This window comes from Brevundimonas sp. A19_0, assembly GCF_017744255.1.
GTDB lineage: Bacteria > Pseudomonadota > Alphaproteobacteria > Caulobacterales > Caulobacteraceae > Brevundimonas.
Genome location: NZ_JAGHQP010000023.1, coordinates 1 through 21,972, shown reverse-complemented (window position 1 = coordinate 21,972; position 21,972 = coordinate 1). Strand labels below are relative to the sequence as shown.

Below are 21,972 nucleotides of genomic sequence, written 5' to 3'. Positions count from 1 at the left end.
GGGGTGGCGGCTCCGGTTCCGTGGCGGCACACGCCGCGATCATGGCGAGGGCAGCGAGGGTGCCGCCTTTCAGCCCCAGGGACAGGGCGGTGGTGGACCGAAGGACTCGGGTCATGGAAAGGGCTTCCCCACTCAAGATACTCGGGCGCCGCCGATGACGGCGTCGCGATCCGGTTCCTTATAACGCGGGATGAAGCGTTTTCCGACCGTTAATCGAACAGCTTGGAAACCGACTCCTCATTGGCGATTCGGCGGATCGCCTCGCCTATGAGGGGAGCGACCGAGACCGTGCGGATCTTCTTGCAGGTCGCGACTTCGTGCGGTTGCTCGATGGAATCGGTGATGACCAGCTCCTTGAGCGGGCCGTCGGTCACCCGCTGAACGGCAGGGCCGGACAGGACGCCGTGGCTGATATAGGCCGACACCTCGGTCGCGCCCTGGTCGATCAGCGCCTTGGCCGCATTCACGAGTGTTCCGCCGGAATCGACGATGTCATCGAACAGGATGCAGCGGCGTCCTTCGACGTCACCGATGATGTTCATCACCTCGCTCTCGCCGGCCCGCGGACGGCGCTTGTCGACGATGGCCAGGTCGACATTCAGGCGGCTGGCCAGCGAGCGGGCCCGGACCACGCCGCCGACGTCGGGCGACACAATCATCAGGTCGTCGCCCCGGGCGTAGTTCTCGCGGATATCCTGGGCCAGCACCGGGGTGGCGACCAGATTGTCCGTGGGAATATCGAAGAAGCCCTGGATCTGGCCGGCGTGCAGATCCATCGTCAGGACCCGGTCGGCCCCTGCGCGGGTGATCAGATTGGCGACCAGCTTGGCCGAGATCGGGGTGCGGCCGCCGGTCTTCCGGTCCTGACGGGCGTAGCCGAAGTAGGGCATGACGGCGGTGATCCGCTTGGCCGACGCCCGAACCAGGGCATCCGTCATGATCAGCAGCTCCATCAGATTGTCGTTGGCCGGATAGCTGGTCGACTGGATGACGAAGACGTCCTCGCCCCGAACATTCTCCTCGATGACGGCAAAGACCTCATTGTCGGCGAAGCGCTTAACCTCCGTCCGCGTCAGCGGCATGTCGAGGTGGTCGCCGATGGCCCTGGACAGGGTCCTGTTGGCATTGCCGGACAGCAGCTTCATGGCCCGTCATCCTTTCGCCGTCATCGGATCGCCAATAGGGAGGAGAGGGGAGCGTCCGTGATGTGGGCGCTTCTTAACAGCGGGGCGTCACGCATCAAGCTGCATTCACACCTATTCCGGATCAATTCCGGGCGCGGGGTGCATGTGATTGGCGCTTGGGTTTCGCTGGTGTAGAGATCGCTTCGTCTTCCGAAGGGCCGCCCCGGCGCGCCCTCCGGCCGGTAACCATGGGGTCGCAATCAGTGCCTGTTTCCAAATTCCGCTCCGGTCTGATCCTGTCGACCGTCCTTGTGGCGTCGCTGACGGTGGCCGCCTGCAGCAATACGCGTGCGCGCCCCAAGCTGGCCTATGAAGAGCGTCCCGTGGAGATGCTCTACAATACCGGTTACGATCGGCTGGAGCGTCGGCGCTGGCGTGACGCCATCGACTATTTCCAGGAAGTGGAACGTCAGCACCCCTATTCCGAGTGGGCGCGGCATTCGATCCTGATGCAGATCTACGCCTACTATCAGAACGGCAACTATGCCGAGGCAATCGCGGCGTCGGACCGGTTCATCCAGCTGTTCCCGGGTAATCCCTCGGCGGCCTATGCCTATTACATGAAGGCGATCTGCTTCTTCGAGCAGATCACCGACGTGGGTCGCGAGCAGGGCTATGCCGAAAACGCCCTGGCGGCGCTCAAGGATGTGGCCCGCCGCTATCCCGGCACGGCCTATGCGTCGGATGCGCTGGTCAAGATCGAGATGGTCAACGACCAGCTGGCCGGCAAGGAAATGGCCATTGGCCGCTACTATCAGCGCGCCCACCAGCCGCTGGCGGCCATGAACCGCTATCGCGTCGTGGTCGACAATCCCGACTTCCAGCGCACCTCGCATGCGCCCGAGGCCCTCTATCGTCTGGTCGAGGTCAACCTCGAGCTGGGCCTGAAGGACGAGGCGGTCCGCAATGGCGCGGTGCTGGGGCACAACTTCCCGGGCAGCCCCTGGTACGCCGAGGCCTATACCCTGCTGACCCGTCAGGGCGATCGCCCCGAGGTCGAGCCCGAGGCGCGCCGCGAGGGCTGGCTGAGCCGCATCATTCCGGGCTGAGTGCCCGGCCCCGCATCGTCAGTCCGGTCTGCGGCGCTATGATGTGCGGCATGTCGAATCATCCTGACCGCGCGAGAGGCGGCTGCCCATGCTGACCGCCCTGTCGATTCGCGACATCGTGCTGGTCGACCGGCTGGACCTTGAGGTCGGGTCGGGGCTGACGGTGCTGACGGGTGAGACCGGGGCCGGCAAGTCGATCATACTCGATGCCCTGGGGCTGGCGCTGGGCGCGCGCTCCGATGCCGGGCTGGTCCGGGCCGGAGCGGCCCAGGCCGTGGCCACGGCGGTCTTCGACGCCCCCACCGATCCCGAATGGCTGGCCGAGGCCCGCGAGCGCGGCCTCGAGGTCGAGCCGGGCGGCGAGCTGATCCTGCGCCGGGTGCTGGGTGCGGACGGGCGCAGCCGGGCCTTCATCAACGATCAGGCAGTGGGCGTGACGGCCCTGCGGTCTCTCGCCCAGGGCCTGGTCGAGGTGCATGGCCAGCACGAGACGGTCGGTCTGCTGGACGCCCGCACCCACCCTGCTGCCCTCGACTCCTACGGCGGTCTGGCGGGGGAGGTGGCGGCGGTGGCTGCTGCTCATGAGGCGCGCCGCGAGGCCGAGCGCCATCTGGAAGAGCTGAAGGCCGAAGCCAGTTCTGCGGCGGCACGCGTCGAAGAGTTGACGCTGGCGCTGGACGAACTGGACGCGCTCGCCCCCCGCGCCGGGGAGGAAGCCGAACTGGCCGGCGAACGGGCCCTGCTGGGCGCGGCGGAAAAAGCGCTGGCGGATCTGTCCGAGGCCCGCGATTCGCTGGGCGGCGACAAGCTGTCCCAACGTCTGTCCGCGGCGCTCCGCGCGGTCGAGCATGCGCGGGGCCGCGCCCTTCAGGCCGTGCGGCTGGAGGCAGAGAATGCGGGCACGGCGTCCGAGGTCTCGGGCCATGACCATCCGGTGGTCCTGCGGCTGGCCGCCGCCGCCGAGGCGATCGACCGGACCCTGGTCGAGGCCATGGAGGCCGTGGCCCAACTGGATCAGGCGGCGGACGCACTCGACGTCGAGCCGGGCCGTCTCGACAAGGCTGAGGAGCGGCTGTTTGCCCTGCGCGCTGCGGCCCGCAAGCTGAACACCACGGTCGAGGACCTGCCGCGCCTGCGCGAGCGACTGCGCGACCAACTGCGGCTGATCGAGGACGGAGCCGAGGCGCTGACTGCGGCCGAGCGGGCGGTGACCGCCGCGCGCGCCGCCTATGACACGGCAGCCGCAGCCCTGTCGGCGCGACGGGCCGAGGCCGGAGAGCGTCTGGCCCGGTCGGTGGCCGAAGAGCTGGGACCGCTGAAGCTGGACCGGGCCCGGTTCCGCGTGGCGCTGGAACCGCTGGCCGAGGACCGACGGGGCCCGCGAGGCGCCGAGACGGTCCGATTCGAAATCTCGACCAATCCGGGTCAGCCGTTCGGGCCGCTGGACACAGTGGCCTCTGGCGGGGAACTGGCGCGGTTTGCCTTGGCGATGAAGGCGGCGCTGGCGGCCCGACCGGATCAGGCCCAGCCCGTTATGATCTTTGACGAGGTGGACCAGGGTGTCGGCGGCGCCGTGGCCGAGGCGGTCGGACGCCGCCTGCAGGGGCTGGCGCAGGGCGGCCAGGTGCTGGTGGTGACCCACAGCCCGCAGGTCGCGGCCCGGGGCCACACCCACTGGAAGGTGCGCAAGGGCGATCGCGATGGTGCGACCTTCACGACGGTCGAGGTGCTGGATGCAAGCCAGCAGGGGGAGGAGATCGCCCGCATGCTGTCTGGTGCCGTAGTGACGGACGAGGCGCGAGCCGCTGCCCGTCGCCTGATCGACAACCCCGCCCAGTGACGCATCGCCACAGGGTCACTTCGGGGCCAAATTTCCCTGTCTTTTCGGCACTTGAAGCCGCGTTCACAGCGCCTTGACCTGACGCGCGCCCCCCTATAGGTTCCGCGCCGAATTCAGACCCCCTCCGGCACCTGCCGGAGCGCTGAGGCCGCTCATGTCACTGCCCCCGGAATCGCGTGAAGAGGCGATCGCTCGTCTCACCCGAAGCGCATCCGATCTGGAGGCGAGGACGACGCCCAAGGTTTCGGCCGAAATGGCCGGGCACGCGGCGGCCAGTCAGGCATGGAAGATCGTCGCCGATCTGCTCGGTGGCGTCTTCGTGGGCTTGGCGATCGGATTCGGCGTGGACCACTTTGCCGGGACCACGCCCTGGGGATTGATCGGCGGCGTCCTGCTGGGCTTCGCCGTCTCGGTGTGGATGGCGTGGCGCACGGCGCAACGCCTGATGGCCGAGGCCAAACAGTATGGGGAGCCGAAGTCGGTTCCCTTTGACGACGACGACCAGGGAGCCTGATCGCCAGATGGCCGATCCGCTACATCAGTTTCAGGTTACGCCGCTGCCGGGCATGGATTTCGGCGAAGTCACCCTGCCCGTGGTCGGGACGGTGCATCTGGCGTTCACCAACTCGCACCTCGCGATGACGCTGGCCTTCCTGGCCGTGGTCCTGTTCCTGCAGGTCGCGACCTCGGGGGCGAAGGTTGTCCCGGGCCGCCTGCAGACGGTGGGCGAGGGCGTCTTTGGCCTGATCGACAACATGACGGACTCGATCATCGGCCACGACGGACGCAAGTATTTCCCGTTCGTCTTCACGATCTTCACCTTCATCCTCGGCATGAACATGCTGGGCATGTTCCTGAGCTTCACCGCCACGTCGCAGCTGGCGGTGACCGCGACCTTTGCCCTGATCACCTTTGGCCTGGTGGTGCTGGTCGGCATCTGGAAGAACGGGTTCAAATTCCTCAAGCTGTTCTGGCCCACCGGCGCGCCGCTGGCCATGCGACCGGTCGTCGGCCTGATCGAGTTCTTCTCCTTCATGCTGCGTCCGATCACGCTGATGCTGCGTTTGTTCGGCAACATGATGGGCGGCCACATCGCCCTGAAGGTGTTCGCCGGATTCGTGGTTTCGCTCGGTGCGCTGGCTGCCGGCGGCGGGCTCGGCTTCATGGGTATTCCCGGCGCCGCCCTGTCGCTCAGCATGGTGGTCGGTCTGACCGCCCTGGAGTTCCTCGTGGCCTTCCTTCAGGCCTTCGTCTTCGCTGTTCTGACCTGCATCTATCTGAACGATGTGGTCAACCTGGATCACGCCCACTAAGGGCCGGTTCAGTCACCTTCCAACCCAACTACCACAGGACTAGAGAACCATGGATCCTCAAGCCGCCAAGCTCATCGGTGCCGGCATTGCGATGTGCGGCATGATCGGTGCCGGTATCGGCGTCGGCAACATCTTCGGCAGCTTCCTGTCGGGTGCCCTGCGCAACCCGTCGGCCGCTGCGTCGCAAATCGGCAACCTGTTCGTCGGCGCCGCCCTGGCCGAAGCCCTGGGCATCCTGGCGTTCGTCATGGGCATCCTGATCTGGATCTCCTGATCCTGTCGGGCCGCGGTGGTGTCCAAGGACACCACCGCCGGCCGCCCTTTGAACTTTCCTGACGACCGGGTCCAGAATGACGACGCCCTCGACCACTGCCGTGCCTGCTGACGCGCCCTACGCGGTCGACGTCGCGGACACCCACGCCACCACCGAAGCGGCCCACGGCGGCGAACACGCCTCGGGGGGACTGCCGCAGTTCGAATTCCAGCACTGGTTCGGGCAGATCGTCTATCTGATCTTCCTGTTCCTGATCCTGTACGTTCTGATCGCCCGCGTCTTCGCTCCGCGCATGCGGAAGGTGTTTGACGAACGCCGGGGCACGATCGCGGCCGCGGTCGACACCGCCCGCCGCGTGCAGGACGAGGCCGCTGGTCAAGCCGAGGCTGCCAAGAAGGACGTCGAGTCCGCCCGCGCCCGCGCCCGCGCAACGGCGGCGGATGCCAAGGCCCGCGTAACGGAACAGGCCAATGCCCGCGCCGCGGAGGAAGAGGCCGTCGTCGCGGCCCGCATCGCCGAGGCCGAGGCAGCTATCGGCAAGACGCGTGACGCTGCCATGACCCATGTGTCCGCCGTGGCCGCCGACACCGCCAGGGCGGTCGTTGAGCGTCTGACCGGCAAGGCGCCGACGGCGGCCGAGGTGGATAAAGCCGTCAAGGGAGCCGCCTGATGGAATTCTTCAATCCGCATCTCTACGACCTGTCGAACCCGGAGCTCTGGGTCGCCGTCGGGCTGGTCCTGTTCCTGGCCATTCTGGTCGTGGCAGGTGTTCCCAAACTGATTGGCGGCCAACTCGACGCCACGGCCACCAAGATCCAGTCCGAGCTGGATGAAGCCCAGCGTCTGCGCACCGAGGCCGAGGCTCTTCTGGCCCAGATCCAGCAGGAGAAGGCCGAAGCGGAGGCCCAGGCCGCCGACATGCTGAAGGCTGCCGAGGCCGATGCGCGCCGGATGGAAGAGGAAGCCAAGGCCAAGCTGGAAGAGACGCTGGCCCGTCGTCAGACCTTGGCCGAGCGTCGCATCGCCCAGGCCGAGGCCCAGGCCACGGCCGATGTGAAGGCTGCGGCGGCTGATCTGGCCGTGAAGGCCGCGGAAGACATTCTGGCCGCCCGTCTGGCCTCCCAGAAGACCGATCCGATGGTCGATGACGCGATCGCCCAACTGGGCACGCGCCTGAACTAGACCCCGGCGCAAGCTGACCGAAGACGGCCCCGGAGCGCCTGCTCCGGGGCCGTTCTCATATCCGGCTAGTGCGCAAGGTGGACGTGATCCCGGACGCGCGACTGGCGCCAGGCGGTGCCCACCATGCGGGCGTAGACATTGCCCAGCACGGCGCCGAAGACGGCGTGGGTCAGGACCAGCCAGGCCACCGAGATGAAGCCGGCCCGGATGCCGAACACACCGATCCCCGTCAGCGGGGCGATGGTCAGCCCCATGATCAGGAAGGCCCCGACGGCGAAGACGATGCCCTTGGTTTCGGGTGTTTCGGTCGGCATGCGCGGACACAGAATGCCGAACAGCGGGCCCAGTATCAGGGTGCCGACGGCAAAGTGTCCGACCCAGCCAATCCAGGTGACGGAGTCCATCCCGAGCATCACGGAGACCAATCTGGGAAAGCTGACCGCCCAGGGCCCGATCAGATACTGGGCGACCTCGAGGGCGGTTACTGCGAGTGCCGCGATGAAACCGGCAATCATGCCCTTGTAAACGCGTGACATCATGACCATTGCGCCTCCCAACGCTTGATTATGGGTTCTGATTACGCAGGGTCATCATACGCCTATGAGGGGAGATCGCGTTCACAATGCCGTGCGCGGGGTCAGTCGCCGGGCCAGGAGACGCCGGTCAGGGCGGTGGACTGGTCCCACAGCCGCGCCGCGACATCCGCGTCCAGAGCCTGGTCCGAGGGCACGGCAGGCCCGGGCGGCCCCTTGATTTCGCGCCGGCCGGTCGGGCCCAGATAGGCGCCGCCCGTCACCTCGGCCGAGGTGGCGGCCATCAGGATTGGCACGGCGCCGGCGGCCTGGCTGTGGGTCACCAGAGGCTCGATCAGCGGCCGGACGATCCAGCGGTGCAGAGACCGCCCGATGCGCGATCCGGTCAGCGGACCATTGGCGATCAGGCCGGTGCGCGCGATCCCGGGGTGGGCGGCGACACTGGTCAGGCCCCAGTCGTGCGCCCGGCTGCGGCGATCCAGTTCAAGGGCGAACATGAGCATGGCCAGCTTGGACTGGGCATAGACGGGCCAGGCCTTGTAGCCCTCGGTGTAGTTCAGGTCGTCGAGGCGGATCTGGCCCTGGCGGTGGGCGATGCTGGACAGCTGCACGACCCGGGCGCCGCCGTTCCGGAGCAGGGGCATGAGCCGGGCGGTCAGGGCGAAATGCCCGAGGTAGTTGGTCGCCAGCTGCCGTTCAAAGCCGTCCTCCGTCTCCTCGCGGCGGGGGAGGGCCATGACGCCGGCATTGTTGATCAGGATGTCCACCGGCCGTCCTTCCGCCAGCATGCGCTCGGCAAAGGCCTGCACCGAGGCCTGGCTGGCGAGGTCCAGCGCCTCGAACCTCAGCGTCGCATCGGGCTGCTGCGCGCGAATGTCGGCAATCGCGTCCATGGCGCGGTCATGGCTGCGCGTCGCCATGATGACGTCGGCGCCATGGGCGGCCAGCGCCTTGGCAGTTTCAAAGCCCGTACCGCTGTTGGCACCGGTGACGATGGCGCGCTGGCCGGTGAGGTCGGGAATGTCGCGTGTCGTGAAGGCAGTCATGCTCCCCATGTCGGGTCGACACGGGGAGCCTGCAAGGGAAGCCCTATTCCGCCGCCATGTTGGAGCCGTCCGGCGCGGTCCAGCGCAGGACCGGCTGTCGGGCGGCCCGGGTCTCGTCCAGACGCTTCATCGGGGCGTGGAAGGGTGCCCCCTTGAACCGGTCCTTGTCGCCGGCCTTTGCGGCCCCGGCCAGGGCGCGCATGGCGTGGATGAAGCGGTCCAGTTCGGCCCTGGACTCCGTCTCGGTCGGTTCGATCAGCATGGCCCCGTGCACGACCAGCGGGAAGTACATGGTCATCGGGTGGAAGCCCTCGTCGATCATCGCCTTGGCGAAGTCGAGCGTGGTGATCTCCGTGCCCTTCAGCCATTCGTCGTCGAACAGGGCCTCGTGCATGCACGGCCCCTCGGGGAAGGCCGGGCTCATCAGGTCCTGCAGACGGGCCTTGATGTAGTTGGCGTTCAGCACCGCGTCCTCGGCGACCTGACGCAGGCCGTCCGAGCCGTGGCTCATCATGTAGCTGAGGGCGCGGACATACATGCCCATCTGGCCCTGGAAGGCACACAGGCGGCCAAAGGCCTGTTCGGCCTCATCCTCTTCGCGCTCGACCAGTTTGAAGCCGTCGCCGGTGTTCACGACCCAGGGGGCCGGGGCGAAGGGCGCCAGCGCCTCCGACAGCACGACCGGACCGGCACCCGGGCCGCCACCGCCGTGCGGGGTCGAGAAGGTCTTGTGCAGGTTGATGTGCATGGCATCGACGCCCAGATCGCCCGGGCGAACCCGGCCGACGATGGCGTTGAAGTTGGCCCCGTCGCAGTAGAAATAGGCGCCGGCCTCGTGCGTCAGGCGGCTGATCTCGAGGATGTCGCGCTCGAACAGGCCACAGGTATTGGGATTGGTGACCATGATGGCGGCCACGTCGTCACCCAGCTTGGCCTCGAGGTCCGCCAGATCGACCCGGCCGTCCTCGGTCTGGGCGATCTCGACGACCGTATAGCCGACGAAGGCGGCGGTCGCCGGATTGGTGCCGTGGGCGCTGGTGGGCACCAGCACCTTGTTGCGCGGCTTGTCGGAGCGCAGGCCGTGTCCGGCGGCGCGGTGGGCGGCGCGGATGGCCATCAGGCCGCACAGCTCGCCGTGCGCGCCCGCCTTGGGCGACAGGGCCACCGCCGGCATGCCGGTCAGGGTGGTCAGCCAGTGGCTGAGCGTGTCCATCAGCTCGAGCGCGCCCTGGACGGTCGACTGGGGCTGCAGCGGGTGGATGTCCGAGAAGCCCGGCAGGCGTGCCATCTTCTCGTTCAGGCGCGGGTTGTGCTTCATCGTGCACGAGCCCAGCGGATAGATGGCCAGATCGATGGCGTGGTTCTTCTGGCTGAGGCGCACATAGTGGCGCATGGCCTCGGGCTCCGACAGGCCGGGCAGGCCGATCGGGTCGCGGCGAACCAGGTCGCCGAGGTCCGAGGCATCGCCCTTCGGCGCCGGCAGGTCGACGCCGGTCTTGCCCCAGCCTTCGCCCTCGAAGATCAGGCCCTCGTTCTGCAACAGGCCGCGCCCGCCCGTCAGGGTCGCCGGCTTGCTCTCGACGGCGTTCGGCGTGGTCGGACGGCCAACAGTGTTCATGGTGCTCATCGGTCCGGTCCTCAGTTCGCCAGAACCTTGGCGAGGGTCTTCGCCAGGATCTGGATGTCGGCATCGAGGGTGGTTTCGGTCGCCGCGACCAGCAGGACATCGTCCATGCCGGCATCGGGGGCGAGGCGGCTGTAGGGCACGCCGGCCAGGATGTGGTGGTTCGCCAGCTGCTCGACGACCTCGACGGCGGGCTTGGGCAGCTTCACCGCGAACTCGTTGAAGAAGCGCGGGGTCAGGACCTCCACGCCCGGAATGGCGGCCAGCGCATCGCGGGTCGCCACGGCCTTTTCGTGGTTCAGCAGGGCCAGCCGGCGCAGGCCGGTTTCACCCAGCAGGCTCATATGGATGCTGAACGCCAGGGTGCAGAGGCCCGAGTTGGTGCAGATGTTCGAGGTCGCCTTGTCGCGGCGGATGTGCTGTTCGCGCGTCGACAGCGTCAGGACGAAGCCGCGCTCGCCGTCGGCGTCGACGGTCTCGCCGGTCAGGCGGCCGGGCATCTGGCGCACCAGCTTGTCGCGCGTGGCGAACAGACCGACGTAGGGGCCTCCGAAATTCAGGGCATTGCCGATCGACTGGCCTTCGGCGGCGACGATATCGGCCCCCATCTCGCCGGGCGACTTCAGCAGGCCCATTGAGACCGCCTCGGTGACGACGACGATCAGCAGGGCGCCGGCCGCATGGGCGGCTTCGGCAATGTTCGTGACGTCCGTCGCGGTGCCGAAGATGTTCGGGGTCTGGACGACGACACAGGCGGTGTCGGGGCCGATCTGGTCGATCACGGCGGCCTCGGCATCGACCGCAGCCGGCAGGGCCTGGGTCTCGACGCCGACGGCGTGCACGACGGTCTCGGTCGCCTTGACGTAGTGGGGATGGACGCCGCCCGAGATGACGGCCTTGTTGCGGCGGGTGACGCGGGTCGCCATCAGCACGCCCTCGGCCATGGCGGTCGAGCCGTCATACAGCGACGCATTGGCCACCGGCATGCCCGTCAGGTTCGCGACCTGGGTCTGGAATTCGTACAGGTACTGCAGCGTGCCCTGGGCGATTTCCGGCTGATAGGGGGTGTAGCTGGTCAGGAATTCCGACCGCTGGATGATGTGGTCCACGGTCGCCGGCACATGGTGCTTGTAGGCCCCGGCGCCGCAGAAGAAGGGCACGTTCCCGGCGGTGGCATTCTTGGCCGCCAGGGCACCCAGCGCCCGCTCGACCTCCAGCTCGCCCGCCACGCGGGGCAGGTCGACAGGGCCGTCCAGACGGGCCGCGGCAGGCACGTCGACGAACAGGTCATCGATGGATTTCACACCGATCGCGGCCAGCATGGCCTCGCGGTCGTCGGGCGTCAGGGGGAGGTAGCGCATGCTAGTTTCCGGGAGGGGAGAAGCGGGCGGCGATGAAGACCACCCAGATGAAGGCGAGGGCAAACAGGCCGTAGATGGCGGTCAGGCCCCACAGGACAGGTGAGCCGATCTCCATGGCGCCACGGGCGAGGGAAATGCCCCCGACGGCGAAGAGCACGACATTGGCCAGTCCCAGCGGGCGCCCGTAGACGCCGCCGAACACGCTGCTGCGCGAGAACCAGTTCATCAGGGCCACGCCGATCAGGGCGCCGGCCAGAAGCTGGAACGGGACGGCACTGGTGCCTTCCAGGCCGGACAGGCGAACGGCCTCGGCCGGGGCGAAGTTCAGCGCCACTCCCAGCACGAACAGGAAGGCGGCACTGGCGGTCAGAAGGAGCTTGCTCATGCGCGTCTTCCTGCCGGGTTGCTTACAGGGTGGCCAGGAAGGCGTCGTAGGCGGCGCGATCCATCAGGCCGTCCAGCTGCGAGGCGTCCGAGACCTTGATCTTCGCGAACCAGCCCTCGCCCTCGGCGTCGGCGTTGACGGTTTCCGGGGCGCCCGACAGGGCGTCATTGGCCTCGACCACCTCGCCCGCGACGGGGGCATAGACGTCCGAGGCGGCCTTGACGCTCTCGACCACGGCGAAGCTGTCGCCCTTGCCGACGGTCTTGCCGACCTCGGGGGTCTCGACGAAGACGACATCGCCCAGCTGGTCGGCGGCGTGTTTGGTGATGCCGACGGTGGCGACGTCACCGTCCAGCTTGACCCACTCGTGATCCTTGGTGAATTTCATGGCTGATCCTTCCTGAGGCCCAATCAGGCTTTGGGTTTGCGATAATAGCGTTGCGCCACAAACGGCATGGCGACGACGGTGGCGGCGGCCGGCTTGCCCCGCACGATGACCTTCAGCTCCGTGCCCAGTTCGGACAGGTGCGGCGGAACATAGCCCATGGCGATGTTGTGTCCGAGGGTCGGCGAGGGGCCGCCCGAGGTGACCTTGCCCACGACTGTGCCCTTGGCATCGGCGATCTCGGCGCCTTCCCGGGCCGGGGCGCCTTCCTTGACGTGCAGGCCGATGCGAACCCGCGCCGGGCCGTCGGCCAGTTCCTTGAGGACGCGGTCGGCGCCGGGGAAGTCAGCGCGTTCCTTGCGCGACTTCGACAGGGCGAAGGTCAGGGCCCCCTCGACCGGGCTGGTCGTCGGGTCGATGTCGTGGCCGTGCAGGGGCAGACCCGCCTCGAGGCGCAGGCTGTCGCGGGCACCCAGACCGATCGGCTTGACCCGGGCGTCTTCCAGCAGGGTGTTCCAGATACGCTCGGCCTGGTCGGCGGGCACCGAGATCTCGTAGCCGTCCTCGCCCGTATAGCCCGAGCGGGAGATGAAGCAGTCGGCGCCGAACAGCATCAGGCGGGCGCACTCCATGAAGCCCATCTCGGCCAGCACGGGCTCGTGCACCGCCATGACCTCGGCGGCCTCGGGCCCCTGAATGGCCAGCAGGGCACGGTCTTCCAGACGGGTGAGGGTGACGTCACCCTCCAGTCGGGCCTGGAGATACGCGAAGTCCTCTTCCTTGTTGCCGGCGTTGACCACGACATAGAGCCCCGCATGGTCGGGCTTTCCGGCCATCAGGTCGTCCATGATGCCGCCGTCCTCGTTCAGCAGCAGGGAGTATTTTTGCTTGCCGGCCTTGAGGACCTGATAGTCGCCGGGCACGAACCGCTCGAACCAGCTGACGGCATCGGCGCCGGTGATCTTCGCCTGGCCCATGTGCGAGACGTCGAACAGGCCGGCGTGCTCGCGCGTCCAGCGGTGCTCGGCCAGCACGCCCTCGTACTGGACCGGCATGTCATAGCCACCGAAGCCGACCATGCGCGCGCCGAGCGCCCGGTGAGCGGCATTGAGGGGCGTGGTCTTCAGTTCGGTCATCGGTGTCAGGCTCTCGATCGCAGACGGTTTCCCGCCCCGTGAAGCCCCCGCTGTCTCGAAGCCTGAGAGATTCCGGCGAACGGGTTCGCCTTGCTCCGTCGGCGAGCCCGGCCGGGCTCTTTCCAGCGTCTGACGCGCCTCGCGGTCCTTTTGCCTGAGCGTTTCCGGGGCGGTTGCGCCTTCGGCTCCGGGGCCAGAACCGAGACCCCGATCTCTCCCGCGAGAGCCCGCCTTCCCTGTGCGTAGCCGCGTCCGGAGTCAAGCGCCCAGCATGGATCAGGCGTCTGCGTAGGCCCGCACATCGGCAATATGCCGCGCCTTGTCGGCCTCGGGCAGGAAGGAGCCCGAGAAACTGTTGACGGCGATCTCCACCAGTTGGTCGCGGGTGACGCCCGTCTGGTCGGCCATGGCCTCATAGTTGCGGTTCACATAGCCGCCGAAATAGGCTGGATCGTCGGAGTTGAGCGTGACCTTGAGACCGGCCTCCAGCATGGCGGGCAGGGGGTGGTGGCTGAGGTCGTCGACCACGCAGAGCTTGTGGTTCGACAGGGGGCAGACCGTCAGGGTCATGTTGTCGTCGACCAATCTGCGGATCAGGGCCGGATCCTCCATGGCGCGGTTGCCGTGGTCGATGCGGTCGACCTTGAGCAGGTCCAACGCCTCCCAGATGTAGTCCGGCGGCCCTTCCTCGCCCGCGTGGGCGACGCGCTTCAGACCCATCTCGCCCGCGCGCTCGAACACCCGCTGGAATTTCGACGGCGGGTGGCCGACCTCCGAGGAATCGAGTCCCACGCCGAGGATGCGGTCCCGCCAGGGCTCGGCGGCCTTCAGCGTCTCGAACGCCGCGTCCTCGTCGAGGTGGCGGAGGAAGCACAGGATCAGTTGCGACGAGACGTCCAGCTCTGACCGGGCCTGATCCATCGAGGACAGCAGACCGTCGATCACGACCTGGAAGGGGATGCCCCGGTCGGTGTGGGTCTGGGGGTCGAAGAAGATCTCGGCGTGGCGCACGCTGTCGGCGGCTGCGCGCCGGAAATAGGCCAGGCCCAGGTCGTGGAAGTCCTGCTCGGTGCGCAGCACATCGGCCCCGGCATAGTAGATGTCGAGGAAGTCCTGCAGGTTCGAGAAATCATAGGCGGCCCGCACGGCCTCGACGCTGTCGAAGGGCAGGGACACCTTGTTCCGCTTCGCCAGTTCGAACATCAGCTCGGGCTCGAGCGAGCCCTCGATGTGCAGGTGCAGTTCAGCCTTGGGCAGGCCGGCGATGAAATCGTGCATGGACATGGCTGGGCTCCCGGGACGTGCAGCCCCGCGAGACTAGGCTACATCCGTTCCGGTGTCGCTATGCCCAGCAGATCGAGCGCCAGTTCCAGCTGGGCGAGCGTCGCCTGCGACAGGGCCAGACGCGAGGCGCGCACGGCAGCGTCCTCTGCGCCGAGGATCGGGCAGGCGGCGTAGAATTTCGAGAACGACTGGGCCAGCCGATACGCGTGTTCGGCCACCAGGTGCGGCATGCGCTTGTCATAGGCGTCGGAGACGGCGCCGGAGAAGGCATCCAGCGTCAGGACCAGGTCGCGCTCGGCCGGTTCGTCGACGCGGATCGGCGTGTCGGTCGGCGCGGCATCACCGGCCTTCCGCAGCAGGGATTTGATGCGCACCGACTGGTACAGCAGATAGGGGCCGGTCTTGCCCTCGAAGCTGATGAAGCGGTCGAGGTCGAAGACGTAGCTGGTGGTCCGGGCATTCGACAGGTCGGCGAATTTGAGCGCCGCGACGGCAACCTTGCGGGCGGTGTCGTCGAAGGCCTCTGGCGCGAGGTCGTCGCCCAGCCGGGCTTCCTTCAGGCGCTCGCGGGCCTTGTCGGTGGCCGTGGTGATCAGGTCGTGCAGCTTGAGCACACCGCCGGCGCGGGTCTTGAAGGGCTTGCCGTCCGGCCCGTTCATGGTGCCGAAGCCCAGATGCTCCAGCTCGCCGTCGGCGGCATAGCCCGCCAGCCGCGCGGCGCGGAACACCTGTTCGAAATGCTCGGCCTGACGCTCGTCAACGACGTACAGGATCAGCTGCGGGTCGATGCGATTGCGGCGGTCGACGATGGTGGCCAGGTCGGTGGTGCCATACATGGCCGAGCCCTCCGACGAGACAACCAGCAGGGGCGGGGGGCTGGGTGCCTCGACGACCGAGCCGTCCTCCAGCTTCTTCTTGCGGGTCTCGCCCGGGCCGGCGACGTGGACGACGCGCGCGCCCTGATCCTCGACCAGCAGGCCCTTGGCTTCCAGATCGGCGATCATGCCGGCCATCAGAGGATCGGCGTCCGACTCGCCGTTCCACAGGTCGAAGGTCACGCCCAGCGCAGAAAACTCCCGCTCCAGCGCCGTGCGGCTCACGGCCACGAAGTGCGACCACAGGGCGCGGTAGCCGGGCCGTCCGGCCTGCAGCTCGGCGGTCGCCTTGCGGGCGCGGTCGCGGAAGCCGACGTCCTCTTTCGCCCTGGCGGCAGCCTGCGGATACAGGCGCTCCAGATCTTCCAGCGAGACCGGGCTGTCGGCCGGGAAGGGGCCGTCCCCGTCGGCCATGAAAGGCTCGGCCCCGCCTTCGTCGGCGAGTGCGACGATCAGCAGGCCCATCTGGAAGCCCCAGTCGCCGAAGTGGGCATCTCCCCACACCTGATCGCCGCGGAAGCGGAACAGCCGCTTCAGGCTTTCGCCGATGATGGACGAGCGCAGGTGGCCGACGTGCATCGGCTTGGCCACGTTCGGCCCGGCATAGTCGATCATGACGCGACGGCTGTCGGTCACCGGCGCGGCACCGCGATGGACGTCATCGGCCAGAACCTCGGCCGCGCGCGAGGCCAGCGCCGCGGGGGAGACCACCAGATTGATGAAGCCGGGGCCGGCGACCTCCACCGAGGTCAGGTCCGGATGGCCCTCAAGCCGCGCAGCCACACGTCCGGCCAGATCGCGGGGATTGGTGCCGTGCGCCTTGGCGACAGCGAGAGCCGCATTGGACTGGAAGTCTGCGAGGTCGGGGCGATCCGAGGCCGTGACCCGAACCTTGTCCGAGGCCACGCCTTCGGCGGCGAAGGCGGCCGCGACCGCTTCGCCGAGGCGCGATTTCAGATCGGTCATCGGTTGATGCAGGTCCCGGCGCTGGTGCCCGAGGCGTCGACGCAGAAGCGGCTGCCGACGCGGTTGAACTCGGCCATCTCCGGCGTCACGTCGAAGCCGATCAGGATTTCGAAATTGGCACCCGAGGTCTGGGCAGAGGCACGCGGAATGACGATCGTCTGCGACTCGCTGACCCGGGTCCTGTCCTGGCCGTCGAACTGAACGGGCAGATCGAAATATTCCTTGGCCAGAATGGCCTGGTCACGGCTGGTGACCGCCACCCAATAGCGATAGGTGCGGCCGTCTCCCTCGGCGCTCGGTCCCTTGCCCAGCGCGAACAGCATGTTGGTGTCGACCACGATCGGATCATCGTCGCGATAGCGGCAGTCGGAGGTCACGCCCTCGATCTCGCCGGTGTAGCCGACGTTGGCGGCAACCGCGCGCTGGTCCTGAAGCTCGACGTAGCGGGCGGCGTCGTACAGGATCCGGACAACCGGGCAGGGGCCCGCATTGGCGCGGCGGCTGAGCGGCATGACGCGGGTGCGCTGGCGGGTTTCCGTCGAATTGCCGTCCGCCGTCTGCCCGTTCTGGGGACGGCTCTGCGCCTGGGCGGCATCGGGCAGGGCGGCCAGCGAAACGGCGGCGACGAAGGCAAGGGCAAGAACGCGACGCATCTGTGTCTCTACATTTCCCGGGTTGGGTGGGCCGGTTCGCCCCGAATTCCAAGGCGACACCTTCCCGCTGATAACGGCTAAAGCGAGGCACCGCAAACAGCCGGTGGCGCCGGGGCCCGAGGACGCCTAGTTTGGAGGCATGGATATGGTGCCGTCTACCTCCCCCGAACCGCGTCCGCTGACCGTGCGGCTGGCCACCCCCCGCGGCTTCTGTGCCGGCGTGGACCGGGCGATTCAGATCGTCGAGCGGGCGCTCGAGAAATATGGAGCGCCCGTCTTCGTGCGGCACGAGATCGTGCACAATCGTCACGTGGTCGAGCGGCTGAAGGCACTGGGCGCCGTCTTCGTCAAGGAACTGGACGAGTGTCCCGACGACCGGCCGGTCGTCTTCTCGGCCCACGGTGTGCCGCGATCGGTGCCGGAGGCGGCCCGGTCCCGCGAGATGTTCTTTCTGGATGCGACCTGCCCGCTGGTGTCCAAGGTCCACGTGGAATGCGAGCGGCGCCACGAGGAGGGCCGCCACATCATCCTGATCGGCCACGCCGGGCACCCCGAGGTGATCGGCACCATGGGCCAGTTGCCGGCAGGCGCCATCTCGCTGGTCGAGACCGTCGAGGACGCCCAGGCCTTCCAGCGTCCGGGCGATCAGCCGCTGGCCTATGCGACCCAGACGACCCTGTCGGTCGACGATACCGCAGAAATCCTGTCGGTGCTGAAGGCCCGGTTTCCGGAGCTGCCGGACCCGCACAAGGAGGACATCTGCTACGCCACGACCAATCGTCAGGAGGCGGTCAAGCGACTGGGCGAGGGCAGCGATCTGGTGCTGGTGGTCGGTTCGGCCAATTCGTCGAACTCGGCCCGACTGGTCGAGGTCGCCCTGCGCGCCGGTGCCCGGGATGCCCGGCTGGTCGACGATGCCTCGGCCATCGACTGGCGCTGGTTCGACGGGGTTCAGACGGTCGGCGTGACCGCCGGGGCCTCGGCACCGGAAAGCCTGATCGCCGACCTGGTCGCCGCGATTGCCGAGCGCTTCGATGCCTCGGTGGTCGAGGATGACGGCGTCAGAGAGGCCGTCACCTTCAAGCTGCCGCGGGCGCTTCTGAGCTGAGGGAGCCCTAGAGGCCCGGCAGCTTGAAGCCGCCGCTGCGGCGCGGCTCGATGACGATGGCGTTCTGGCCGCCGGTCAGGGCCTGCAGACGCTCATACTCCGAAGCGGCGTCGATCGGCACCACGCCGTCGGCGGTCAGCATGCGGGTCTCGGTCTGGGTCGCGGGGTCGTCGCGGCGCCAGAACATGACGCGGTTGGCCCAGTTCTCTTCCTTGTGGGCGATGTCGCCGAACTGGTCGTCGATGACGTAGCGGATCGTGCCGTCGATCTGGCCGGTGCCGGCGCCGACGCGGCTGGCGAGCGCCTGTTCGCCGGCCGAGCGGGTCACCGACTGGCGCTCGGAGGCCAGGATCTGGCGTGCGACCAGCTCGGGGGTCACGTCCTGCGGGCGCGGCTGGCCGGGGACCGGCGGGCGCAGGCCGTACTCGGGCGGCACCGACAGGGGCGCCCGCGACACGGTCAGGAACTCGTCCGGGGTGACCTTGGTCAGGCCGACGCTCTGGCGAAAGCCCGTGCAGGCCTGCAGCGAGAGGGCCGACACGGCGACGACGGCGAGGGCGAGAACTTTACGGTTACGCATGGATAGGCTCGGCTCCTGTGGCGCGACGGGCACCTGGGATCTTAGTGAAGACCCTGTGATTACGACTTTTCGTTGGCGAGGCCAACCTCGCGACCCTGCCGTTCGGACAGGAAGGCGTCGAGGATCAGCAGGATCACACCGATGGTGATGGCGCTGTCGGCGATGTTGAAGACCCACGGAAAGACGCCGGTCCCGGAGAAATCGAGGAAGTCGACCACGCCGCCGAAACGCACGCGGTCGATGACATTGCCCAGGGCTCCGCCCATGACCAGGCCGATAGCGGTGATCAGCAGGCGGCGGTCGGCGCGCGTCGCCCACCAGGCCAGCAGGCCCGCTACCCCGACCGAGAAGATCGACAGCAGCCAGCGCCCCGCGCCGCCGCCGAGCAGGCCGAAGCTGACGCCGTCATTCAGCAGATAGGTCAGCCGGAAGTAGGGCGGCCAGACGTCCGCCAGCGGGAAGCCGTTGGGAATCAGCGACAGGTCGGTCGTGCCCAGCCGGGTCAGGACCCACGCCTTGGTCAGCTGGTCGAGGACGATGATCGTCAGGGCAAAGCCGTAGGCGGCCCAGGTGATGCGCGGGATTCTCATGACCGCAGGCGGTTAGCAGGAAGGAGGGGCAAGGCGAAGCAAAATCCGGCCCCGGCTCAGCGTGTCATGCGGATCAGTTCGTCGGCCAACTCGGCCGTCAGATAGCCGTCGGCCAGACGGCCGTTGTCGATCTGCCACTGGCGTAGGGCCGCGCGGGTGTTCGAGCCGATGATGCCGTCGATCCCCTGGGTGTCGTAGCCGAGGCTGGTCAGGGCGCGCTGGGTGCCGATCCGCTGCTCGCGGGACAGGGGCGCGTCGTCCGGCCAGGCCCGCGTCAGGCCCGGCTTGCCCTGGATGCCGTCGGCGGTCAGGCCGATCGCGAGGGCATAGGAGACCGAGTTGTTGTAGCGGCGGATCACATAGTGGTTGGGCAGGGCGAGGAAGGCCGGGCCGCGGGCGCCCTGGGGCAGCAGGATGGTGGCCCCCTCGGCCTGTTCGGCCTGGGTGGGCTCGCCGCCATGGGCGAGCTGCACGCCGCGGGCCCGCCAGAAGGCCCAGTCGTGGCGGGCGCCTTCGGCGAGGCCGTAGTCGAAGCCCTCGGGCAGGACGACCTCATACCCCCAGCTCTGGCCGCGCTTCCATCCGGCCTGGGCTAGCAGATTGGCGGCCGAGGCCAGGGCGTCGGCGTCCGAGCCCCAGATATCGACATAGCCGTCGCCGTCCTGGTCGATGCCGAGACGCAGATAGTTGTCGGGCATGAACTGGGTCTGGCCCATGGCGCCGGCCCAGCTGCCCTTGAGGCCCGAGCGGGCGCGACGACCGTCGATGACGATGTCCAGTGCGTCCTTGAGCTGGCTTTCCGCCCAGTCGCGGCGCCGCCCGTCATAGGCAAGCGTGGCGAGGGAGCGGATCACGTCGAAATCGCCCTGGACCTGGCCGAAGGCGCTCTCCTGGGCCCAGATGCCGAGCAGGATCTCGGTGGGCACACCGAATCGCTGGACGACCGCCCACGGCACCCGGTCGGCGCGCTGCTTCGCCTGGGCGATGCGGGTCGGGGTGACGGCATTCTGGACATAGGCGCCGGCCGGTCGCGAGAACTCGGGCTGGTTGCCGTCCAGACGGATGACGGTGGGGTCGGGGTTGAGGCCCGCCAGCTCGCGGGCATAGTCGGCCCTGCGGGCGCCGCCGTGGCGGTCGAGGAAGCCCTGCTTCCAGCCCTCGAAGCCCGCCTGATCGGGCACCGGATCGGTGGCCGGGGTCGCCGGGTTGGTCGACGGCGTCGAGGGCCCCGAGGGCGTGGGGGTGCCGGGCTGCACGGGCGCCGGGCCGGGCAGGGGCGGTTCGGGCAGCATGGGCGCGCAGGCCGCGACCGTTGCAAACAGGATGAGGCGGGTGGAAAGGCGCATGATCACGTGTCGTCTGGGTCCTGTCGCGGGGCTGGCAGCCGGTATCTGGAGGCTAAGCGTTTCGTGCCAAGAAAGCGTTGCCATGATGGCGGCTTCGGGGCGAGAGGTGCGTCCCCCGGGACACAGGCCCGTGAGGCGGCGGCCGGATTTGGGGTGACACAGGCGTTGACGTCCGGGCCACCTCTCTTTATAGGCACCGCTCCGCCGCAAGTCCGCCTTGTGGCTTTTTCTATTCTGACCAGCCCGCAGGACAAAAGACCATGAAGGTCCGCAGCTCTCTCAAGTCGCTCAAGGGTCGCCACCGCGACTGCAAGATCGTGCGCCGCAAGGGCGTGGTCTATGTGATCAACAAGACCGATCCGCGCTTCAAGGCCAAGCAAGGCTAAGCACGGCGGCTTGCCGGTCCTCCGGGGCCGGCCGATCCATCCACAGGGTCGCGGACACTGTCCGCGGCCTTTTTCGTGCCTGACGTTGAGCCGTTCCGGCCCAGCCGTTAAGCCTGTTCGCCTATCCAGTTCCTGCCTGCGGAGACCGCCATGGCCGACGACGCCGCCTTTGAATCCAGCCCCGACGTCCTGACCTCGACCGCCCAGGGGCGCCTGCGCACCCTGATCGAGCGGCTGGAGCGGCTGGAAGAGGACAAGCAGGCCGTCATGGGCGACATGAAGGAGGTCTTCGCCGAAGCCAAGGGCGAGGGCTATGACGTGAAGGTGCTGCGCAAGGTGCTGCGCATCCGCAAGCAGGACAAGGCCAAGCGCCAGGAGGAAGAGGCGATCCTCGACCTCTATCTGTCCGCCCTCGGCGAGATCTGAACCTGATCCGGCGGTCAAAGCCTGACCGCCCGGAACGGCCGACGCTGGAGCAGCTGCGCGCGGCCGAGCGCAAGGCCGCCCAGCGCGCTGCCCTTCGCGCCCTGAAGAAAGCCCGCCGCACCGCCGAGGCCGAGGGCGTCGACCTGTCGGAATGGGAAAGCGAATTCCTCGATTCGCTGTCCGAACGGATCACAGAACACGGACGCGCCTTCGCCGACCCGGAAAAGGGCGCCCCCGGCAAGGCCCTGTCGACCCTGCAGGGCCGCAAGCTGAAAGAGATCACCCGCAAGGCCAGTGGCGAACTGCCGCCGTGGAAACGGCCGAAAACACCGTCTGAATAGTCTGAATGGTGTGAAGCGGCGTTGCTCATCTCCTCCCCGCTTGCGGGGAGGTGGCGCGGCGCGTCAGCGCCGTGACGGAGGGGGCGGCGGGGTGGGTGGGGATTG

General features: G+C 68.0%; 25 protein-coding genes and 1 riboswitch. Of the genes, 10 read left to right on the top strand and 15 right to left on the bottom strand.

Going from position 1 to position 21,972, the window contains the following annotated elements; genetic code table 11:
• Positions 1 to 209: 209 nt before the first annotated feature.
• Positions 210 to 1,145: a ribose-phosphate pyrophosphokinase gene (locus J7346_RS13930; RefSeq protein WP_209120575.1), complete on the bottom strand. Its 936-nt coding sequence runs from the start codon at positions 1,143 to 1,145 to the stop codon at positions 210 to 212.
• Between the two features lie 227 nt (positions 1,146 to 1,372).
• On the opposite strand from J7346_RS13930, the gene J7346_RS13925 reads away from it, so the two are divergent.
• The 7 genes from J7346_RS13925 (at position 1,373) to J7346_RS13895 (ending at position 6,842) form a co-directional block, all read left to right on the top strand.
• Positions 1,373 to 2,233 (top strand): outer membrane protein assembly factor BamD, encoded by an 861-nt coding sequence (locus J7346_RS13925; RefSeq protein ID WP_209120574.1) that lies wholly within the window; start codon positions 1,373 to 1,375, stop codon positions 2,231 to 2,233.
• Positions 2,234 to 2,321: 88 nt separating this feature from the next.
• Positions 2,322 to 4,073, top strand: a complete 1,752-nt coding sequence (gene recN / locus J7346_RS13920; RefSeq protein WP_209120573.1) for a DNA repair protein RecN — start codon at positions 2,322 to 2,324, stop codon at positions 4,071 to 4,073.
• 154 nt (positions 4,074 to 4,227) lie between these two features.
• Entirely contained in the window at positions 4,228 to 4,587 is a 360-nt protein-coding gene (locus J7346_RS13915; protein WP_209120572.1) for an AtpZ/AtpI family protein, read from the top strand.
• Positions 4,588 to 4,594: 7 nt separating this feature from the next.
• On the top strand, positions 4,595 to 5,386 hold the full coding sequence (locus J7346_RS13910) for a F0F1 ATP synthase subunit A (protein WP_209120571.1): 792 nt from the start codon (positions 4,595 to 4,597) through the stop codon (positions 5,384 to 5,386).
• A 49-nt stretch (positions 5,387 to 5,435) separates the two neighbouring features.
• Positions 5,436 to 5,660 (top strand): F0F1 ATP synthase subunit C, encoded by a 225-nt coding sequence (locus J7346_RS13905; RefSeq protein WP_209120570.1) that lies wholly within the window; start codon positions 5,436 to 5,438, stop codon positions 5,658 to 5,660.
• Positions 5,661 to 5,736: 76 nt separating this feature from the next.
• On the top strand, positions 5,737 to 6,330 hold the full coding sequence (locus J7346_RS13900; protein WP_209120569.1) for a hypothetical protein: 594 nt from the start codon (positions 5,737 to 5,739) through the stop codon (positions 6,328 to 6,330).
• Positions 6,330 to 6,842, top strand: coding sequence for a F0F1 ATP synthase subunit B (locus tag J7346_RS13895; protein WP_209120568.1), 513 nt, complete (start codon positions 6,330 to 6,332; stop codon positions 6,840 to 6,842). Before J7346_RS13900 ends, J7346_RS13895 begins: the two co-directional genes overlap by 1 nt.
• A 65-nt stretch (positions 6,843 to 6,907) precedes the next feature.
• Here the strand turns inward: J7346_RS13895 and J7346_RS13890 are convergent, their stop codons facing one another.
• The 10 genes from J7346_RS13890 to J7346_RS13845 all read right to left on the bottom strand — a co-directional run bounded on the left by J7346_RS13890 (position 6,908) and on the right by J7346_RS13845 (position 17,090).
• Positions 6,908 to 7,381, bottom strand: coding sequence for a DUF6789 family protein (locus J7346_RS13890; RefSeq protein WP_245157900.1), 474 nt, complete (start codon positions 7,379 to 7,381; stop codon positions 6,908 to 6,910).
• Positions 7,382 to 7,479: 98 nt separating this feature from the next.
• A complete protein-coding gene (locus J7346_RS13885) occupies positions 7,480 to 8,421 on the bottom strand; it encodes an SDR family oxidoreductase (protein WP_209120567.1) in 942 nt (313 codons plus the stop codon).
• Between the two features lie 43 nt (positions 8,422 to 8,464).
• On the bottom strand, positions 8,465 to 10,039 hold the full coding sequence (gene gcvPB / locus J7346_RS13880) for an aminomethyl-transferring glycine dehydrogenase subunit GcvPB (RefSeq protein ID WP_245157902.1): 1,575 nt from the start codon (positions 10,037 to 10,039) through the stop codon (positions 8,465 to 8,467).
• 20 nt (positions 10,040 to 10,059) lie between these two features.
• Entirely contained in the window at positions 10,060 to 11,406 is a 1,347-nt protein-coding gene (gene gcvPA, locus J7346_RS13875) for an aminomethyl-transferring glycine dehydrogenase subunit GcvPA (RefSeq protein WP_209120565.1), read from the bottom strand.
• 1 nt (position 11,407) lies between these two features.
• Positions 11,408 to 11,791: a hypothetical protein gene (locus tag J7346_RS13870; RefSeq protein WP_209120564.1), complete on the bottom strand. Its 384-nt coding sequence runs from the start codon at positions 11,789 to 11,791 to the stop codon at positions 11,408 to 11,410.
• Positions 11,792 to 11,813: 22 nt separating this feature from the next.
• Positions 11,814 to 12,179, bottom strand: a complete 366-nt coding sequence (gene gcvH / locus J7346_RS13865; RefSeq protein ID WP_209120563.1) for a glycine cleavage system protein GcvH — start codon at positions 12,177 to 12,179, stop codon at positions 11,814 to 11,816.
• 23 nt (positions 12,180 to 12,202) lie between these two features.
• Complete coding sequence (gene gcvT / locus J7346_RS13860) at positions 12,203 to 13,312, bottom strand: glycine cleavage system aminomethyltransferase GcvT (RefSeq protein WP_209120562.1); 1,110 nt, start codon at positions 13,310 to 13,312, stop codon at positions 12,203 to 12,205.
• A 132-nt stretch (positions 13,313 to 13,444) separates the two neighbouring features.
• A riboswitch (glycine riboswitch) is annotated at positions 13,445 to 13,542 on the bottom strand.
• A 46-nt stretch (positions 13,543 to 13,588) separates the two neighbouring features.
• Positions 13,589 to 14,596: an adenosine deaminase gene (locus J7346_RS13855; RefSeq protein WP_209120561.1), complete on the bottom strand. Its 1,008-nt coding sequence runs from the start codon at positions 14,594 to 14,596 to the stop codon at positions 13,589 to 13,591.
• A 38-nt stretch (positions 14,597 to 14,634) separates the two neighbouring features.
• Complete coding sequence (gene argS, locus J7346_RS13850) at positions 14,635 to 16,437, bottom strand: arginine--tRNA ligase (RefSeq protein ID WP_209120560.1); 1,803 nt, start codon at positions 16,435 to 16,437, stop codon at positions 14,635 to 14,637.
• A complete protein-coding gene (locus J7346_RS13845) occupies positions 16,434 to 17,090 on the bottom strand; it encodes a Tat pathway signal sequence domain protein (protein ID WP_209120559.1) in 657 nt (218 codons plus the stop codon). The genes argS and J7346_RS13845 overlap by 4 nt, the downstream gene beginning before the upstream one ends.
• Positions 17,091 to 17,238: 148 nt before the next feature.
• On the opposite strand from J7346_RS13845, the gene ispH reads away from it, so the two are divergent.
• The gene (gene ispH, locus J7346_RS13840) at positions 17,239 to 18,198 is read left to right on the top strand and encodes a 4-hydroxy-3-methylbut-2-enyl diphosphate reductase (protein WP_348521517.1); all 960 of its coding nucleotides are present in this window, start codon (positions 17,239 to 17,241) and stop codon (positions 18,196 to 18,198) included.
• Between the two features lie 7 nt (positions 18,199 to 18,205).
• Here the strand turns inward: ispH and J7346_RS13835 are convergent, their stop codons facing one another.
• Genes J7346_RS13835 through J7346_RS13825 form a run of 3 tightly spaced genes read right to left on the bottom strand, consistent with a single transcriptional unit; the run spans position 18,206 to position 20,714 of the window.
• Positions 18,206 to 18,778: a DUF3035 domain-containing protein gene (locus J7346_RS13835; RefSeq protein ID WP_209120557.1), complete on the bottom strand. Its 573-nt coding sequence runs from the start codon at positions 18,776 to 18,778 to the stop codon at positions 18,206 to 18,208.
• A 59-nt stretch (positions 18,779 to 18,837) separates the two neighbouring features.
• Positions 18,838 to 19,368 carry a signal peptidase II gene (gene lspA, locus J7346_RS13830; protein WP_209120556.1) on the bottom strand — a complete coding sequence of 177 codons (531 nt, stop codon included), beginning with the start codon at positions 19,366 to 19,368 and terminating at the stop codon, positions 18,838 to 18,840.
• A gap of 56 nt (positions 19,369 to 19,424) precedes the next feature.
• On the bottom strand, positions 19,425 to 20,714 hold the full coding sequence (locus J7346_RS13825) for a lytic murein transglycosylase (RefSeq protein WP_209120555.1): 1,290 nt from the start codon (positions 20,712 to 20,714) through the stop codon (positions 19,425 to 19,427).
• Between the two features lie 260 nt (positions 20,715 to 20,974).
• Between J7346_RS13825 and ykgO the strand changes: the two genes are divergently transcribed.
• A complete protein-coding gene (gene ykgO / locus J7346_RS13820) occupies positions 20,975 to 21,100 on the top strand; it encodes a type B 50S ribosomal protein L36 (protein ID WP_006274063.1) in 126 nt (41 codons plus the stop codon).
• Positions 21,101 to 21,250: 150 nt separating this feature from the next.
• Positions 21,251 to 21,526, top strand: coding sequence for a DUF2312 domain-containing protein (locus tag J7346_RS13815; RefSeq protein ID WP_123287087.1), 276 nt, complete (start codon positions 21,251 to 21,253; stop codon positions 21,524 to 21,526).
• Positions 21,527 to 21,540: 14 nt separating this feature from the next.
• Here the strand turns inward: J7346_RS13815 and J7346_RS15235 are convergent, their stop codons facing one another.
• Positions 21,541 to 21,726, bottom strand: coding sequence for a hypothetical protein (locus tag J7346_RS15235; RefSeq protein WP_209120554.1), 186 nt, complete (start codon positions 21,724 to 21,726; stop codon positions 21,541 to 21,543).
• Positions 21,727 to 21,972: the final 246 nt, after the last annotated feature.